At 63.9% G+C, this 15,876-nt stretch carries 15 protein-coding genes; 8 read left to right on the top strand and 7 right to left on the bottom strand.

Annotated elements, in window-relative coordinates; translation table 11 throughout:
* Window positions 1–91: 91 nt before the first annotated feature.
* The 3 genes from LB552_RS12230 to LB552_RS12220 form a co-directional block, all read right to left on the bottom strand.
* Window positions 92–1,465 (bottom strand): glutamate--cysteine ligase, encoded by a 1,374-nt coding sequence (locus tag LB552_RS12230; RefSeq protein WP_224605846.1) that lies wholly within the window; start codon window positions 1,463–1,465, stop codon window positions 92–94.
* Window positions 1,466–1,705: 240 nt separating this feature from the next.
* The gene (locus tag LB552_RS12225; protein WP_224605843.1) at window positions 1,706–2,440 is read right to left on the bottom strand and encodes a 16S rRNA (uracil(1498)-N(3))-methyltransferase; all 735 of its coding nucleotides are present in this window, start codon (window positions 2,438–2,440) and stop codon (window positions 1,706–1,708) included.
* Between the two features lie 132 nt (window positions 2,441–2,572).
* Window positions 2,573–3,220: a hypothetical protein gene (locus LB552_RS12220; protein ID WP_224605813.1), complete on the bottom strand. Its 648-nt coding sequence runs from the start codon at window positions 3,218–3,220 to the stop codon at window positions 2,573–2,575.
* Window positions 3,221–3,305: 85 nt separating this feature from the next.
* On the opposite strand from LB552_RS12220, the gene LB552_RS12215 reads away from it, so the two are divergent.
* Window positions 3,306–4,004, top strand: coding sequence for a type 1 glutamine amidotransferase (locus tag LB552_RS12215; RefSeq protein WP_224605810.1), 699 nt, complete (start codon window positions 3,306–3,308; stop codon window positions 4,002–4,004).
* A 293-nt stretch (window positions 4,005–4,297) separates the two neighbouring features.
* Window positions 4,298–4,429: a hypothetical protein gene (locus LB552_RS29625; protein ID WP_263481599.1), complete on the top strand. Its 132-nt coding sequence runs from the start codon at window positions 4,298–4,300 to the stop codon at window positions 4,427–4,429.
* 42 nt (window positions 4,430–4,471) lie between these two features.
* Here the strand turns inward: LB552_RS29625 and LB552_RS12210 are convergent, their stop codons facing one another.
* The 3 genes from LB552_RS12210 to LB552_RS12200 are packed head-to-tail and all read right to left on the bottom strand — an operon-like array spanning window position 4,472 to window position 7,254.
* Window positions 4,472–5,239, bottom strand: coding sequence for a metallophosphoesterase (locus tag LB552_RS12210; protein WP_224605808.1), 768 nt, complete (start codon window positions 5,237–5,239; stop codon window positions 4,472–4,474).
* Window positions 5,240–5,298: 59 nt separating this feature from the next.
* The gene (locus LB552_RS12205) at window positions 5,299–6,435 is read right to left on the bottom strand and encodes an alpha-hydroxy acid oxidase (protein ID WP_224605805.1); all 1,137 of its coding nucleotides are present in this window, start codon (window positions 6,433–6,435) and stop codon (window positions 5,299–5,301) included.
* A 15-nt stretch (window positions 6,436–6,450) separates the two neighbouring features.
* Window positions 6,451–7,254 carry an FCD domain-containing protein gene (locus LB552_RS12200; protein WP_095769968.1) on the bottom strand — a complete coding sequence of 268 codons (804 nt, stop codon included), beginning with the start codon at window positions 7,252–7,254 and terminating at the stop codon, window positions 6,451–6,453.
* Between the two features lie 209 nt (window positions 7,255–7,463).
* Between LB552_RS12200 and LB552_RS12195 the strand changes: the two genes are divergently transcribed.
* The 6 genes from LB552_RS12195 to LB552_RS12170 all read left to right on the top strand — a co-directional run bounded on the left by LB552_RS12195 (window position 7,464) and on the right by LB552_RS12170 (window position 14,796).
* Window positions 7,464–8,786 (top strand): DUF3422 family protein, encoded by a 1,323-nt coding sequence (locus LB552_RS12195; RefSeq protein WP_224605802.1) that lies wholly within the window; start codon window positions 7,464–7,466, stop codon window positions 8,784–8,786.
* A 161-nt stretch (window positions 8,787–8,947) separates the two neighbouring features.
* A complete protein-coding gene (locus LB552_RS12190) occupies window positions 8,948–10,444 on the top strand; it encodes an FAD-linked oxidase C-terminal domain-containing protein (RefSeq protein WP_224605799.1) in 1,497 nt (498 codons plus the stop codon).
* The gene (locus LB552_RS12185; protein WP_224605796.1) at window positions 10,444–10,956 is read left to right on the top strand and encodes an endonuclease domain-containing protein; all 513 of its coding nucleotides are present in this window, start codon (window positions 10,444–10,446) and stop codon (window positions 10,954–10,956) included. The genes LB552_RS12190 and LB552_RS12185 overlap by 1 nt, the downstream gene beginning before the upstream one ends.
* 223 nt (window positions 10,957–11,179) lie before the next feature.
* Entirely contained in the window at window positions 11,180–12,397 is a 1,218-nt protein-coding gene (locus LB552_RS12180) for an FAD-binding protein (protein WP_224605793.1), read from the top strand.
* Between the two features lie 64 nt (window positions 12,398–12,461).
* Window positions 12,462–13,760, top strand: a complete 1,299-nt coding sequence (glcF, locus tag LB552_RS12175) for a glycolate oxidase subunit GlcF (RefSeq protein WP_224605789.1) — start codon at window positions 12,462–12,464, stop codon at window positions 13,758–13,760.
* A gap of 31 nt (window positions 13,761–13,791) precedes the next feature.
* Entirely contained in the window at window positions 13,792–14,796 is a 1,005-nt protein-coding gene (locus tag LB552_RS12170) for a hypothetical protein (protein WP_224605786.1), read from the top strand.
* A gap of 10 nt (window positions 14,797–14,806) precedes the next feature.
* Here the strand turns inward: LB552_RS12170 and LB552_RS12165 are convergent, their stop codons facing one another.
* On the bottom strand, window positions 14,807–15,727 hold the full coding sequence (locus LB552_RS12165) for a bifunctional 5,10-methylenetetrahydrofolate dehydrogenase/5,10-methenyltetrahydrofolate cyclohydrolase (RefSeq protein WP_224605752.1): 921 nt from the start codon (window positions 15,725–15,727) through the stop codon (window positions 14,807–14,809).
* Window positions 15,728–15,876: the final 149 nt, after the last annotated feature.

Raw genomic sequence — 15,876 nt, 5'->3', positions numbered from 1 at the left:
TCCGAGAATATCCTCATCGGAGAGCCTAGTTCGTTTCCATCACCGATTGAAGCGGCTTTTGGCGCCCAACCGCTCGGCGCATGCCGGACGGTTAATACGCATATTCCATGAACACCGGCTCGATCGAGCCGCCCCAGCGCGTGTGGTAGGCCGACAGCATCTCCTCGGCGCTGGTGGTGCCGCGCGCCACGACCTCGTCCAGCGTGTTCAGGAACGACGTCTCGTCATAGCCGTCGCGGTTCTTCTTGCCGCGGTTCTTCAGGCCCATGCGCGAGATGGCGAGCACGTCGCGGGCGACATCGCGCAAGGTGGCGTTGCGGAACGGCGCCGCGATGCCTTGCTCCGGCACGGCGTTGCGCATCGCCAGCGCTTCCTCGTAGGTCCAGCTCGCGGTCAGCGTCTCGGCGGCGTCAAGCGCCTGCTCGTCGTAAAGCAGCCCGACCCAGAAAGCGGGCAGGGCGCAGATGCGCCGCCACGGCCCACCGTCGGCGCCGCGCATTTCGAGGAAACGCTTCAGGCGCACATCCGGGAACAGGGTCGAGAGATGATTTGCCCAGTCGCCCATCGTCGGCAGGCCGTCAGGGAGTTCATTGCGGGCGGCTCCCGCCATGAACTGGCGGAAGGTGTAGCGCGTCATGTCGTGATAGTGGCCGTCGCGGATGACGAAATACATCGGCACGTCGAGCGCCCATTCGACATAGTCGGCGAAGCCGAAATCGGGCGAGAAGCAGAATTCGAGCATGCCGGAGCGCTGGTTGTCGGTGTCGCGCCAGATGTCGCCGCGCCAGCTCTGCAGGCCGTTCGGCCTGCTCTCGGTGAAGGGCGAGTTGGCAAACAGCGCCGTCGACAGCGGCTGCAGCTTCAGCGACACCTGCATCTTGCGGCGCATGTCGGCTTCGCTCTCGAAGTCGAGATTCACCTGGATCGTGCAGGTGCGGTACATCATGTCGAGGCCCTTGGTGCCGACCTTCGGCATGTAGCGCGTCATGATCTCGTAGCGCGACTTCGGCATTTTCGGCGTATCGGCCAGCGACCATTTCGGGCTGCCGCCGAGGCCGAGGAAGCGGATGCCGAGCGGCTCGGCGATCTCGCGCACCTGCGCCAGATGCGCATTGCCCTCGCGGCAGGTCTGGTGGATCGATTCCAACGGCGCACCGGAAAGCTCGAACTGGCCGCCGGGCTCCAGCGAGATCGCGCCCTGGCCGGTCGGCTCGACCAGGCCGATGATACGGCCGGCATCCATGATCGGATCCCAGCCGAGTTTTTCGCGCATTCCCTCGAGGATGGCGCGGATGCCGCGCTCGCCGCCATAAGGCACCGGCGCGTTGCCGTCGACATAGAAGGGGAACTTCTCATGCTCGGTGCCGATGCGCCATTTGTCGCGCGGCTTGTTGCCGTCGGCCAGATAGCCGACAAGTTCGTCGACGCCTTCGATGAGCTGGGTATCGGTTGTGTCGCGCGCCATTAGAAAGCCCTCCGCAGCCATCAGCTGGCCGCCGGGCGCTAGATGGACGAAATGTCAGTAGCCGATCAAGCGAAAAATCCTGAGCCACGGCTCAACTGGATTTGATCTGCATGGCTTACCTTCCCTTTCCGCTCGGGGATAATCCGAACCCCCTCGCGCAAAACGCGCAAAACTGTTCGCGATGTCCTCGCACACCTGTTCGCGATATCCCCGGTCCAAACAAAGGGAGAAGGCAAGGTCCTACCAGTCGCCGATCGTTGCCTGGATCACGGCCAATGCGGCCACCGCCGCGGTGTCGGCGCGCAGGATGCGCGGCCCGAGCGGGATCGCGGTGACGAAAGGCAGGGCCCTCAGCATCTTGCGCTCGTCCTCGGAAAATCCGCCCTCAGGTCCGACCAGAAGCGCAAGTTTCTTCTCGTTTACCGCCTGCAAGGCCGGCAGCGGATTGTTGGTCGAGGCATCCTCGTCGCAGAAGATCAGCCGCCGCTCCTGGTCCCAACTGGCAAGCAGCCGTTCCAGCTTCTCCGCTTCGCGCACCTCAGGCACTGCCAGGATGCCGCATTGCTCGGCCGCCTCGACGACATTGGCGTGCAGCCGTTCGATGCCGGGCTTCGCCACCTGCGTGTGCTGGGTGATGACAGGCTGCAGCATGCCTGCGCCCATTTCGACCGCTTTCTGCACAAGGTAATCGAGCCGGCCCTGCTTCAGCGGCGCGAAGCAATAGACGAGGTCCGGCAGCGGCGGCTGCGACCGCTGCAGTTCCAGCACCTTCAGCCGGACCGCCTTCTTGGACTTTGCAGCGACCGACGCCGACCATTCGCCGTCGCGGCCGTTGAAAAGCAGGATTTCGGCACCTTCGCCGAGCCGCAGCACATGGGCGAGATAATGGCTCTGCTGCTGTCCGGCGTCGAATTCGAGGCCGGGTCCGAGATCGTCAGGCACGAACAGCCGCTGCATTTTGTAGTTGGCGCGCATGGCCCAAGCAGGTTCCGCAAAAGTGTCTCGCGGTTTTGCGATCAGAACCTGCGAAAAACAAGGGAATCTAAGCAGATATTCGTGGGACATCCCACGATATCTGCTTAGGAACGAGCGAGGCCGGCTGCGGCATCAAATATCGGCGGTCGGATGCCAGACAGGCGCAAAGCCTTGCCGCAATACCGCAATGGTGGTCGCCGGCGTCAGCAGGCGCAGCGACCCTCCGGTGAGGCGATCGAAGGCGATAGGACTCGAATAACCCGCGAACGACCATTTGCGTGCCTTGCCGCCGCGCAGCGCATAAGCAGCGTCGCCCTGCGCTACCACCGTTCCATCCGGCAAGGCTCCGAGCTCCGGCGCGGTCACCAGAGGCGGCCGTCCGCCGGAAGCCAGCCGCTCCTTGTGCAGCCGTTTGTCGACCATCGGCGCGCGCGGTTCTTCAATCCCGAACGCCTTGCCGAAACGGCTGACGAAGTCGGTCGCCCGTTCACGCCGGCAGAAGAAGCAGGGCCGGTGGCCGGCGGCCAAAGCCGTCACCTCGTCGAGGAAGAACAATTCGGTCCAGCCGGCTTTTCCTCCGGGCCGGTTGCGGCCCATCGGCTCGCGCCGCACATAGCCGAATTCGCAGACGCAGATGATCCAGGCCGGCAAGGCCCAGCGCTTCTTCAGCAGCGTCTTCGTCTCGGGGTCATGGATGATGCCGCGATTGCCGGTGAACAGGCCGCGTTCCGGCACGGCTTGAATGGCGCCGAAAGGGTCGACCCGGTTCTGCAGTGGCATAGCTTTCTCTCCGGCACGCATCTTGGCTGAAACACGGGCCGCATGATATCGCTCGCCCCAGCGTTTTCATGTCAGCAGGTTTTCGATGCGGGTTTTGGTCGTCCAGAATTTCGACAATGAGGGCCTTGGCCAGATTGGCGCTGCCCTTGTGGAAGCCGGCGCCGATATCGACCTGCGCAAGCCCTATCGCGGCGATAAGCTGCCCGGCGACAGCACCGGGCACGATGCCATCGTGGTGCTTGGCGGCGCCCAGAACGCGCTCGACGACGAGATCTGTCCCTATTTCCCCGCATTGCTCGACCTGGCACGCGATTTCGCCGACAAGGATCGCTCGGTTCTCGGCATCTGCCTCGGCGGTCAGCTTCTGGCGCGGGCTTTCGGCGGCACCAACCAGATCGGCGGCGCCACCGAGTTCGGCTGGCATAGGGTGTCGCTGACGCCGGCCGCCAAATCGGATCCGGTCATGGCGGCGCTGCCCGAGAAATTCCCGATCTTCGAATGGCATGACGACACGTTCGGCCTGCCGGAAAACGCCGTGCGGCTCGCCGGCAGCGCGGTCGCCGAAAACCAGGCCTTCCGCCTCGGCCGCGCCGTCTATGGCTTCCAGTTCCACTTCGAGGCGGATACGCCGATGGTGCGCGACTGGAGCACCTCCTTCGCCGCTATGATCGCCGAGCGTCATCCCGACTGGAACGATCGTCTCGACGACGAACTGGCCCGCAATGGCGCCGACGCCGATAGCGCCGGACTGGCGATAGCCCGCGCCTGGGTTGCGACGATCTGAACATCCGACCCCGATCGGGCGAAGCGTGGCATAATTGGCACGCCTCAGCGCTTCCGTCTGGGGACAACATTCTTCTTTCTTGGTTTGTGTCCGGCCGCTCTTCTAAGAGGGCGCGCTTTGTATCGTCGATGCAACCGCCATGAACCTTTTGTGTGATCCAGCCGACACACCGGCGAAACAGAATCTGCTTAGAAGCGCGAAATCGTCGAAACATTGAGACGCATTTTATCGTTTCAACGCATTGGTAACCGCCTCGTGCCCAGATGCAGAAAGCTTAACCAGAGATGACGTCCGTGAAAGCAGCTCTCCTGTCTTTTGTCATGCTGTCTGCCATCGTGCTCTGCGGCCTGGGCATTTATGCCGCCGACGCAGCGACCAACCACCGCGCCGTCGACGGCTATGGCGTCACCGCCTCGCTGAACTAGGCCACAATCAAAATCGCAAGCAGGCCTGCGCCGGGATCGCGCCTAAAACGCTTTCCCCTGCATGGCGAGGATGCGTTTGTCGCCGCCATTGACGGCCAGCGCGCTTAGCGTTCCGGATTTCCAGGCGAGCGTGTCGACATTGACGCGGTTGGCCTTCACCTCGGCTTCCGGGACGGGCGTGTGCCCGTGCACGATCACCTTGGAAAAAAGCCCTGGATGGTCATGGAAGGCGTCACGGATCCAGATCAGATCCTGCTGGTTCTGACGGTCGAGCGGCACACCCGGTCTTATCCCCGCGTGGCAGAAAAAGAAGTCGCCGAAGGTCGCCGAAAACGTCAGCGATTGCAGGAAATCGATATGGCTGTGCGGCACCGCTTTCACCAGGGCCATATGTCCCCGGGCGATCGCTTGCGCCTTGCCGTACCAGTGGCCGTCGCGAAGAAGATCGACGCCATAGGACTGCGCCGTCTGCACGCCGCCGTAATTCACGAACAGGCCGTCCGGCTCTGCCTCGGCCAGGAATTCGAGCATGCCGATATCGTGGTTGCCGGCGAGCATGATGTTGCGCGGATCGCGCTTGCGCGTCTCGATCAGGAAATCGATGACGCTTCTGGAATCCGGTCCGCGGTCGACATAGTCGCCGAGATGGATGATGCGCCAGTCCGACCCGGGCGCGTGTTCCAGTTCGCTCTCGATGCGCCGATGCATGGCGGCGAGCAGGTCGTGGCGTCCGTGCACGTCGCCGATCGCATAGAGACGCATGCCGTCCGGACCGCGCGCGTCGAGATAATGGATGCCGGTCTCAGTCAAGGCGTACGTCTTCCCGTGTGGTCCACTACGGGAAACTAGGGCGGATCGGTGAATAAGGCCTAGCGCCGCAACTGGTCCTTGCCCATGTCGGTTACCAAACGCTTACCGCACAGCGCCAGCGTGATGTCCATTTCCTTGCGGATGATTTCGAGCGCCTTGGTGACGCCGTCCTTGCCCATCGCACCGAGGCCGTAGAGGAAGGGTCGGCCGATATAGGTGCCCTTGGCGCCGAGGCAGAGCGCCTTGAGCACGTCCTGGCCGGAGCGGATGCCGCCATCCATATGGACTTCGATCCTGTCGCCGACCGCATCGGCGATTTCTTCCAGCACCGAGATCGAGGAGGGCGCGCCGTCGAGCTGCCGTCCGCCGTGATTGGAGACCACGATCGCATCGGCGCCAGTCTCAGCCGCCATCAGCGCGTCCTCCTTGTCGAGGATGCCTTTCAGGATGAGCTTGCCGCCCCAACGGTCCTTGATCCAGGCGACGTCCTTCCACGACAGATGCGGATCGAACTGCTCGTTCGTCCAGGACGACAGCGAAGAGACGTCGCCGACACCCTTGGCGTGGCCGACGATGTTGCGGAAGGTGCGGCGCTTGGTGCCGGCGATTCCCAGGCACCAGCGCGGCTTCAGCGCAAGGTCGACGATGTTGGCGAGCGTCATCTTGGGTGGCGCCGAGAGACCGTTGCGCACATCCTTGTGGCGCTGACCCAGGACCTGCAGATCGAGCGTCAGCACCAGCGCCGAGCATCTCGCCGCCTTGGCCCTGTCGATCAGATTAAGTACGAAGTCCTTGTCGCGCAGCACATAGAGCTGGAACCAGAACGGCTTTTTGGTCACCGAGGCGACATCTTCGATCGAGCAGATGCTCATGGTGGACAGGGTGAACGGCACCCCGAACGCTTCTGCCGCCTGCGCCGCCAGCATCTCGCCGTCGGCATGCTGCATGCCGGTAAGCCCGGTCGGCGCGAGCGCCACCGGCATCGCTACCTTCTCGCCGACCATGGTCGATTCCAGCGAACGGTTGCTCATGTCGACCAGCACGCGCTGGCGGAACTTTATCTTGCCGAAATCCTCTTCGTTGGCCCGGTAGGTGCTCTCCGTCCAGGCGCCGGAATCGGCATAGTCGAAGAACATCTTCGGCACCTTGCGGCGTGCCAGGTCCTTGAGGTCGGCGATGGTGAGGATTTCGCTCATGGTTGTCCCCGCTGCTTAGGAGCGTTTTCGTGTGGGTTCGATGTCACCGGCGTCCGAGCGCTGTCTGAGGCGCAGCCTGGACACGCGCTGCCAGTCGCCGCTGCGCTCGGCTTCAGCCATCGAGCGCTCGACATAGGTGATGTGGTCCATCGCAGCCTTGCGCGCCGCGATTGGGTCTGCCGCTTTGATCGCGGCGTGGATCGCCCTGTGCTGCTCGAGCAGCGCCTCGCGCGCGCCGGGCACGCCGAACACCAGAAGCCTGTTCTGGAACACGCCTTCCGACAGCAGCCGGTAGCAGGAACGCAGCGTGTGCAAAAGGATGATGTTGTGCGCGCATTCGCAGACGGCGTGGTGGAACTCGACGTCGATTTCCGCCTCATCGTCGAAATCGCCGGTCCGGTGCGCCTCGTCCATGCGTGCCATGATGCGGTCGAGCAGGGCGAGGTCCTCCGGCGTGGCGCGGCGCGCCGCGTATTCGGCCGCCACAGCCTCGATCTCGCGCCGGTATTCCAGATAGTCGGTCACCGCCTTGCGGTGCGTGGAAATGAGATCGGTCACCGGCTTGGTGAAGAGCTGGCCGATGACGTCTGCGACATGCGTGCCGCCGCCGGCCTTGGTCGTCAGCAGCCCGCGGCCTTCCAGCGCCTTCAGCGCGTCGCGCAGGATCGGCCGCGACACGTCGAACTGGCGCGCCAGCTCGCGCTCGCCGGGCAACCGGTCGCCGGTGCGCAGCACGCCTTCGAGGATCAGGCTCTCGATCTGCTGCACCACCTCGTCGGCGGTGCGCGAATGCTCGATCCTGGAGAAGATGTCGCTCAACGGAAGGGTGCCTGGGGAACGGGACGGATGTGGCGCAGATTAAAGCCTCTGTCGCCAACTGGTCAAATTATTTATCCAATTCGTCCAGCCCGTCGCATTGCCGGCCGCGTGCTAACCGGCCGGGACGGAGATATTTGCTGTTTACGCGTCCCGCCGATTGACGCAAGACGGAAGGGTTCGCACGAAGGTCGAAACCAGGGGGACCAACCGTGTCCGACGAGATGTCCAGTCTCGAATTCCAACCGCGCGCCCAAGGCAGCGTGATGGGCTTTCCGGCGCATGAGGGACGGCCCGGCGCGCTGGGCGAGGTCCATGCCCGCCCGCATCCGCTGATCGAGAAACCGCGCGTGCTGGTCCAGCTCTCCTTCATGACCGAGGGCGGCACCGCGGTCGATCATGCCGTGCTGTCGGAACTGTCGCGGCGGCTGGGCATCGCCGCGCCCGAGCGCACTGCCCGCCATCATGCGATGAAATGGGGCAAGGGCACGCTGCGCTGGGAGCGCCATACGGAATTCTCGACCTATCTCTGGGAAGGGCCGCTGGCCGAAAACGGCCGGGGGCAAGAGGATTCGCCCTTCGGCAATGGCTTCTCGCCGCCCGGCACCGTGATTTCCGGCATCCGTCTGGAAATCCGCAAATGGACGCAGGCGAGCGAAAGGCTGATCGCCGGCTTCGACCCGACCAGCCTGTGCTATTCGCTGGTCGAGCGGGGCGCTGCCGCCATCGTCACCGATTTCCGCCAGGACGGCGACGGCCTGACCCGCATGCTGGTGCTCGATCGCGGCCTGACGCCGGCCAGCACCGGCGCCCTGTCGCAGCGGCTGATCGACATCGAGACCTATCGGACGCTGGCCATGCTTGGCCTGCCGATGGCATTGACGCTGTCAGGCCGCGCCCGTCGCATCGAGGACCGCCTGGCGCAGACCACACTGGAAATGAAGGCGGTCGAGACCCGCGACAGCCAGACCTTGCTCGCCGACCTCACCGAACTTGCCGCCGAGCTCGAGGCCGACGCCGCGTCCAGCCTCTATCGCTTCGGCGCCAGCCGCGCCTATGACGGCATCGTCACCGCGAGGCTGGAGGCGCTGGATGAAGAGCCGGTGCAAGGCTACGACACCTGGGCGGGCTTCCTCTTGCGGCGCATGGCGCCCGCCATGCGTACCTGCCGCTCGGTCGAGGAGCGCCAGGCCAACCTGTCGCGAAAACTCACCCGCGCCACGACGCTGCTGCGCACCTGGGTGGATGTCGATGTGGAGAAGCAGAACCGCGATCTACTGGCCTCGATGAACAACCGCGCCCGGCTGCAACTGCGCCTGCAGCAGACCGTCGAAGGCCTGTCGGTCGCCGCCGTATCCTATTATGTCGTCGGCCTCGTCGGCTATGTCGCCAAGGGCGCCTCGGTCTTCGGTCACGCTTTCGCGCCCGAAGTGATCACCGCGGCCTCCGTGCCGGTCGCCATCCTGCTCGTCTGGTGGGGCGTGCGCCGGGTGCGGAAGATGCATTCCGAGCCGGCAAAGCATCCGGGCGAGTAGCGGACAACCATCTTCATGCGCGGGTCTGTCCGCAGCGGCAGATTGCCGCTGCGGAAGCTTGGCGTCACGCTCGCCGCCGAATGCAAGCAAAGCAGCATTTGCAACAAAACCGTCGGGCTGGTAAAAGATTTTGACCAGTCAAGAACGGATGAGGCTGCCCGATGTCCGGCTTAGCCATGCCCAAGCCAGATGCCGAAACGATGCGCCGGCGCGCCGAGATCGTCGCCGACATGCGCATCATCGTGCCGGGCGAGGGCGTCGTCGACGCGGCCAATGAAATGCGCGCCTTCGAGAGCGACGGCCTGACCGCCTACCGGCAGCTGCCGCTGGTCGTGGTGTTGCCGCAAACGGTCGCCCAGGTCTCGCGCGTGCTGAAATACTGCAACGAGCGCAACATCCGCGTCGTGCCGCGTGGCTCCGGCACCTCGCTGTCCGGCGGCGCGCTGCCGCTCGAGGATGCGGTGCTGCTGGTGATGAGCCGCTTCAACCGCATTCTTCAAATCGACTATCCCAATCGCGTTGTCGTGGCCCAACCGGGCGTCACCAATCTCGGCATCACCACCGCCGTCGAGCAGGAGGGCTTTTATTACGCCCCCGATCCATCCTCCCAGATCGCCTGCTCGATCGGCGGCAATGTCGCCGAGAATTCCGGCGGCGTGCACTGCCTGAAATACGGGCTCACCGCCAACAATGTGCTGGGCATCGAGATGGTGCTGATGAACGGCGAGGTGGTGCGCCTCGGCGGCAGCCATCTCGATCAGGAAGGCTATGATCTGCTCGGCGTGATGACCGGCTCGGAAGGCCTCCTCGGCGTCGTCACCGAGGTGACTGTGCGCATCCTGAAGAAGCCGGAGACGGCGCGCGCTCTCTTGATCGGCTTTCCGACCAGCGAACAGGGCGGCCAATGCGTCGCCGACATCATCGGCGCCGGCATCATCCCCGGCGGCATGGAGATGATGGACCGCCCGGCGATCCACGCGGCCGAGGATTTCGTCCATGCCGGCTATCCGCTCGACGTCGAGGCGCTGCTCATCGTCGAGCTCGACGGGCCGAGTGTCGAGGTCGACCACCTGATCGGCCTCGTCGAGGCGATCGCCTACAGGAATGGCTCGACCACCTGCCGCATCTCGCAGTCCGAGCAGGAGCGGCTGGCCTTCTGGGCCGGCCGCAAGGCGGCCTTTCCGGCGGTCGGCCGTATCTCGCCGGATTATTACTGCATGGACGGCACCATCCCGCGCAAGGAACTGCCGCGCGTGCTCGCCGGCATGCGTGATCTCTCCGAGAAATACGGCCTCGGCGTCGCCAATGTCTTCCACGCCGGCGATGGCAACCTGCACCCGTTGATCCTCTACGACGCCAACGTGCCGGGCGAGCTCGACAAGGCCGAAAGCTTCGGCGCCGACATTTTGCGCCTTTGCGTCCAGGTCGGCGGCGTCCTGACCGGCGAGCACGGCGTCGGCGTCGAGAAGCGCGACCTGATGCCGGAGATGTTCAACCAGATCGACCTCGACCAGCAAATGCGCGTCAAATGCGCCTTCGACCCCAACCACCTGCTCAACCCGGGAAAAGTGTTTCCGCAGCTGCGGCGCTGCGCGGAGCTTGGGAGGATGCATGTGCATCGGGGGCAGGTCGCGTTTCCGGATATTCCGAGGTTTTGATGAAGACTCAGGATCAAAGTTCCTCGCCCCCGCAAAGCGGGGGAGAGGTGGCTCGGGCGAAGCCCGAGACGGAGAGGGGGGCGGCCTATCAGCCAAGCCGCCGCTCGCCCGAGAAAATTGCCCGCGCCCGCGCGCTTCGTAGCGGCGACAACCATGCGGAAGCGATCCTCTGGAACGAACTGAAGGCAAGAAGGCTAGGCGGATACAAATTCGTTCGCCAGATGCCCATCGGTCCGTATTTCGCGGATTTTGCGTGCAGGAGCGAAAAGCTGATTGTGGAACTGGATGGCAGCCAGCACGCGGACAGTTCGTACGACAGGCGGCGGGATGAATTCATGCGGGGCGAGGGCTTATCGGTTTTGCGGTTTTGGAGCTTCGATGTCTTGAAGAACAAGAGGAGCGTTTGCGAGACGATCTTTGCGGCCTTGGAAGGACGGCTTGCCGAAGACGTAGTTGCTGCCGACCTCAGGTTTGTTTTCGCAGCCAGGAAGACGGGAGATAGCGCTCTATGATGGCCCCCTCTCCGTCTCGGGCTGCGCCCGAGCCACCTCTCCCCCGCGTTGCGGGGGCGAGGAACCTAAACCCTTCAAGGCCGCGACCTTGGCGATTGGCTTTCCTCGCCCCCATGAAATGGGGGAGAGGTGGCTCGGGCGAAGCCCGAGACGGAGAGGGGGCCGGCGCTGCCATTTACGATTGCCCTATCCGCCTTGCGGGGGCGAGGAAAGGCGCTCGCCTATGACCACCTTCACCCCCTCCACACTCACCGAAACCCTCTCCACCATCCAATGGGCAGCCGCCGAGGAAACGCCGCTCGAAATCCTCGGCCATGGCTCGAAGCGCGGCATCGGTCGCCCATTGCAGACCGAGCATACGCTCGACTTGTCGCACCTCATCGGCGTAACCCTCTACGAACCGGCCGAACTCGTGCTCTCAGCCCGTGCCGGCACGCCACTCGCCGAGATCGAAAAATTGCTTGCCGAAAACGGCCAGCAATTCGCGTTCGAGCCGATGGACTACGGCCCGTTGCTCGGCGGCGAGCCGGGCCAAGGGGACAAGAACGGCACGATCGGCGGCGTGCTGGCTTCGAACCTGTCCGGTCCGCGCCGCCTCAAGGCAGGTGCGGCGCGCGACCACATCCTTGGCGTCGCCGCCGTGTCCGGCCGTGGCGAAGCCTTCAAGTCCGGCGGGCGCGTGGTCAAGAACGTCACCGGCTACGATCTCTCCAAGTTGATGGCCAACAGCTGGGGCACACTGGCCGTGCTGACCGACGTCACCTTCAAGGTCCTGCCGGCGGCCGAGACCGAAGTGACTTTGGCCATCCGTGGCCTGCTCGACGATGCCGCCGTGGCCGCCATGGCGCTGGCGCTCGGCTCCAGCGCCGAGGTTTCGAGCGCGGCGCATCTGCCGGAACGGATCGCCGCGAAGGTTGCAGGCGGCAAGCATGGTAGCGATGCCGCCACGCTGTTGCGCGTCGAGGGCTTTGGACCGTCGGTCGTCTATCGCATCGAGGCGCTGAAGCAACTGCTCGGCAAGGCCGGGCCGCTGGAAGAGATCGCCGGCGAGGCCTCGAAAACCATCTGGCGCGACATTCGCGATTGCGTGCCTTTCGCCGATAGTGGCACGCGACCGGTTTGGCGCGTCTCGATGGCGCCGTCTGAGGCGCATCACATGGTGATGGCGCTGCGCATGCAGGCGGCGGTCGATGCCTTCTATGACTGGCAGGGCGGTCTGGTGTGGCTGTCGATGCGCGAGGACGATCCGGAGGCCGATCTGTTGCGCGGACTGATCCGCAAATATGGCGGCGGCCACGCGACGCTGGTGCGCGCATCCGCACCGCATCGCGCGGCGCTGCCGGTGTTCGAGCCGCAGCCGCCGCATCTGGCCGCGCTTTCGGCGCGGCTCAAGGCCGAGTTCGACCCGAAGCAGATTCTCAACCTCGGCCGCATGGCCTAAAGCAATTCCAGGAAAAGTGTGAAACGGTTTTCCGTTCGGAATTGCGTCTAACAGAGACGGCGATATGCAGACCAATTTCTCCGCCGCGCAGCTTGCCGACCCGCATGTCGCGGAATCGGAAAAGATCCTGCGCAAATGCGTGCATTGCGGCTTCTGCACCGCCACCTGCCCGACCTATGTGACGTTGGGCAACGAGCTCGATTCGCCGCGCGGCCGCATCTACCTCATCAAGGACATGCTGGAGAACGGCCGGCCGGCCGACAAGGAGATCGTCACCCATATCGACCGCTGCCTGTCTTGCCTTGCCTGCATGACGACCTGCCCCTCGGGCGTGAACTACATGCATCTGGTCGACCATGCCCGCGCTCATATCCAGGAGACCTATAAGCGTCCGCTGATCGACCGGCTGATCCGTGCCGTGTTGGCTGCCGTGCTGCCTTACCCATCACGCTTTCGCGCCGCGCTGAAGTTTGCCGGGCTGGGCCGGCCGTTCATTGGATTATTCGAGAAATTGCCGGGGTTGAAGCCGGTCGCGGCGATGCTGAAGCTCGCGCCGTCCGCGATCCCGCCGGTGTCGCCGATGGCGAAACCGGGGACGCATGCTGGGCAGGGTGCAAAGCGAGGCCGCGTCGCCATCCTCACCGGCTGCGCGCAATCGGTGCTCGACCCGGCCATCAACGAAACCACCATCTCGCTGCTGACCAGGCTCGGCGTCGAGGTCGTGGTGCCGGGCGGCGAGGGCTGCTGCGGCGCGCTTGTTCACCACATGGGACGCGAGGATCAGGCACTTGCCTCGGCCAGGCGGAATGTCGACGCCTGGACGCGCGCCATCGAGCAGGGTGGGCTCGACGCCATTATCATCACAGCATCGGGCTGCGGCACGACCATCAAGGACTACGGCTTCATGCTGCGCCTCGATCGGGCCTATGCGGAAAAGGCCGCGCGTGTCTCGGCGCTGGCCAAGGACGTCACCGAATATCTGGCAGCCCTCGACCTGCCCGAACCCGTGCGCAAGCCAGGCACGGTCGTCGCCTATCATTCCGCCTGCTCGATGCAGCATGGCCAGAAGATTACGCGTCAGCCGAAGGAGCTTCTCGCCAAGGCGGGCTTCGTCGTGCGCGAGCCGCGCGAGGGACATCTGTGCTGCGGCTCGGCCGGCACCTACAACATCCTGCAGCCCGAAATCTCCGCCAAGTTGCGCGACCGCAAGGTGAAGAACATCGAGGCGACCGGGGCCGAAATCGTCGCTACCGGCAATATCGGCTGCATCACGCAGATTGCGTCCGCAGCGAAACTGCCGGTGGTGCATACGATAAAACTGCTCGACTGGGCCTATGGCGGCGAACCACCCCAAATGAGTTGATCGCAAGACGCTTGCTCGTAACAATAGCGGGATGACCGATTTGGAAATCCTGGAAATCGAAACTGTAGTTCGGCTGCTCTCGAAGACGCCGCGCCTGACCCTTCAGGCGCGCTATGAAGATTGCACGGCAATCACCGCGCGGCATCTCAAGGACGGATTCGAATTCCTTGTTGCACTGATCAAGGCAGCGATCGAATCCGGCGTTCACCAGGCCACTTTGATCGAGGATGCTGTTTCGTTTCTAGACGATGCTCATCTGATCCGCCTCGCATTTTTTCTGCAAGGGGAGGTGAAACGCGGGATCGATGTAGAACATCTCTTATCCCACGTTATGCTGCAGGCACCAGAATTGTTCCCTGACAGCGCACTGGCCACCAGCTACGATTTTGCGGATTGGCAGACCCATGCCGATCCCCGCTCACCTCCAGCATGTCACCATTTTATCTTTGAAGGAGGCGCCCCGGACGGCCCGTCTTTTCCAACACGCCTCAATCATCCTACCTGGCATTTGCCGACGGCGGGGCAGCCATTCACGATCGGTGGTGCAGGAGCAGATCAGTGTCCTGCCTGCGGCGGAACGCTGGTGCATCTGATCACCTTGGACGACTTCTGCGTCCCGAATTTATCCCTTCCTCGGCTATGCATTGAGACGTGCCAAGGCTCGCTGGAGCCGACCTATTATGCGCACGATGCAGAGGGCAGGCCGACCCCGATTGCGCCGTTTCATTCCGATAATGATTTCACGCCCGAGCCGATGACAAGGAAGAGCATCGTCCGTCTGGCGCCCACGCCGCCGCGCTGGCTCAGGCAGTCCTGGGGGACCAGCAATTCGCGGCAGAATCTGTTCCGGCTCGGCGGGCTGCCGTCATGGGTTCAGGGACCGCAGTGCCCACTGGTCCCTGGAACCGATCGGGAAATGAAATTCCTGCTGCAGTTCGATTCGCTCGCCGGCTTCTTCTGGGGCAGCGGTGGCATGCTCTACGTCTTCTGGGATGAAGAAAGCCGCATCACCTGCCACGTGCCGCAATACACCTGACGGCTATCGCCTACTCCGCCGCGAGCTGGTCCGGCACGCCATAGGTCGCGCGATAAAGCGTGCGCTGGCGGTTGAGCGCCACCATGGTGTTGCGCAACAGGATCGCGACCGTGAGCGGACCGACGCCGCCGGGCACCGGCGTGATCCAGGAAGCCACTTCCTTGACGCTGTCGGTGTCGACGTCGCCGACGATGCGGCTTTCGCCGTCGGGCCCGACCTCGGAATTGATGCCGATGTCGATGACGGCAGCGCCCGGCTTCACCATGTCGGTCTTGATCAGCCGCGGCTTGCCGACCGCGACGAACAGCGCATCGGCGCGCCGCGCATGGGCGGCCAGCGAGCGCGTCATGTGGTGGCACACCGTCACCGTCGCGCCCTCGCTCATCAACAGGAAGGCGATCGGCTTGCCGACGATCTCCGAATGGCCGACAACGACCACTTCCAGCCCCTTGAGCTCGAGGCCGGTCTCCTTGAGCAGTTCGACCGAGGCCGCCGCTGTGCAGGGCGCCAGGTCGAGCTGGTTGTAGACGATGTTGCCGATCGAGGCCGGGTGCATGCCTTCGACGTCCTTCAGCGGATGCACCGCCGCCTGCAGCGTCTTGATCGGGATATGCGCTGGCACCGGCCGCTGGATGATGATGCCGGTGACGCGCGGATCGGCATTGAGGCCGTGGATCGCCGCTTCCAGCTCGCCAGCGGTGATGTCGGCGGAAAAGCGCCGCTCCTCGAAGGAGATGCCGGCAAGGGCTGCCTTGGCGCGCTGGTTGCGCACATAGACATCGACCGCTGCGGTATCGCCGACGGTGATCGAGACCAGCTTCGGCGGGAAACCTTCGGCCGTGGCGATCGCTGCGTCGTCGCGCACCGAAGCGATGATACGCTGGGCAACCGGGCCGCCTTTCAGGTAGCGGCTGTCGTCGGTCCGGGTCATGGCTGGCACCTCTGCCTTCTGAGGCAATTCAAGGAAAGGCGCACTGCCGTCCGGAATTGCGTGACTATCAAGATTTGTGCACTGCAATAGCAGAGGAGCGCCGGGAAATCAGCCCCGGAAACGAAATGCCCTGCTTTCGGGGCGACTTG

Source organism: Mesorhizobium sp. CA7 (assembly GCF_020165015.1).
In the GTDB taxonomy this organism is placed as follows: domain Bacteria; phylum Pseudomonadota; class Alphaproteobacteria; order Rhizobiales; family Rhizobiaceae; genus Mesorhizobium.
Note: the sequence above shows the minus strand (reverse complement) of the source record. Positions and strands in the feature narration are given on the sequence as shown.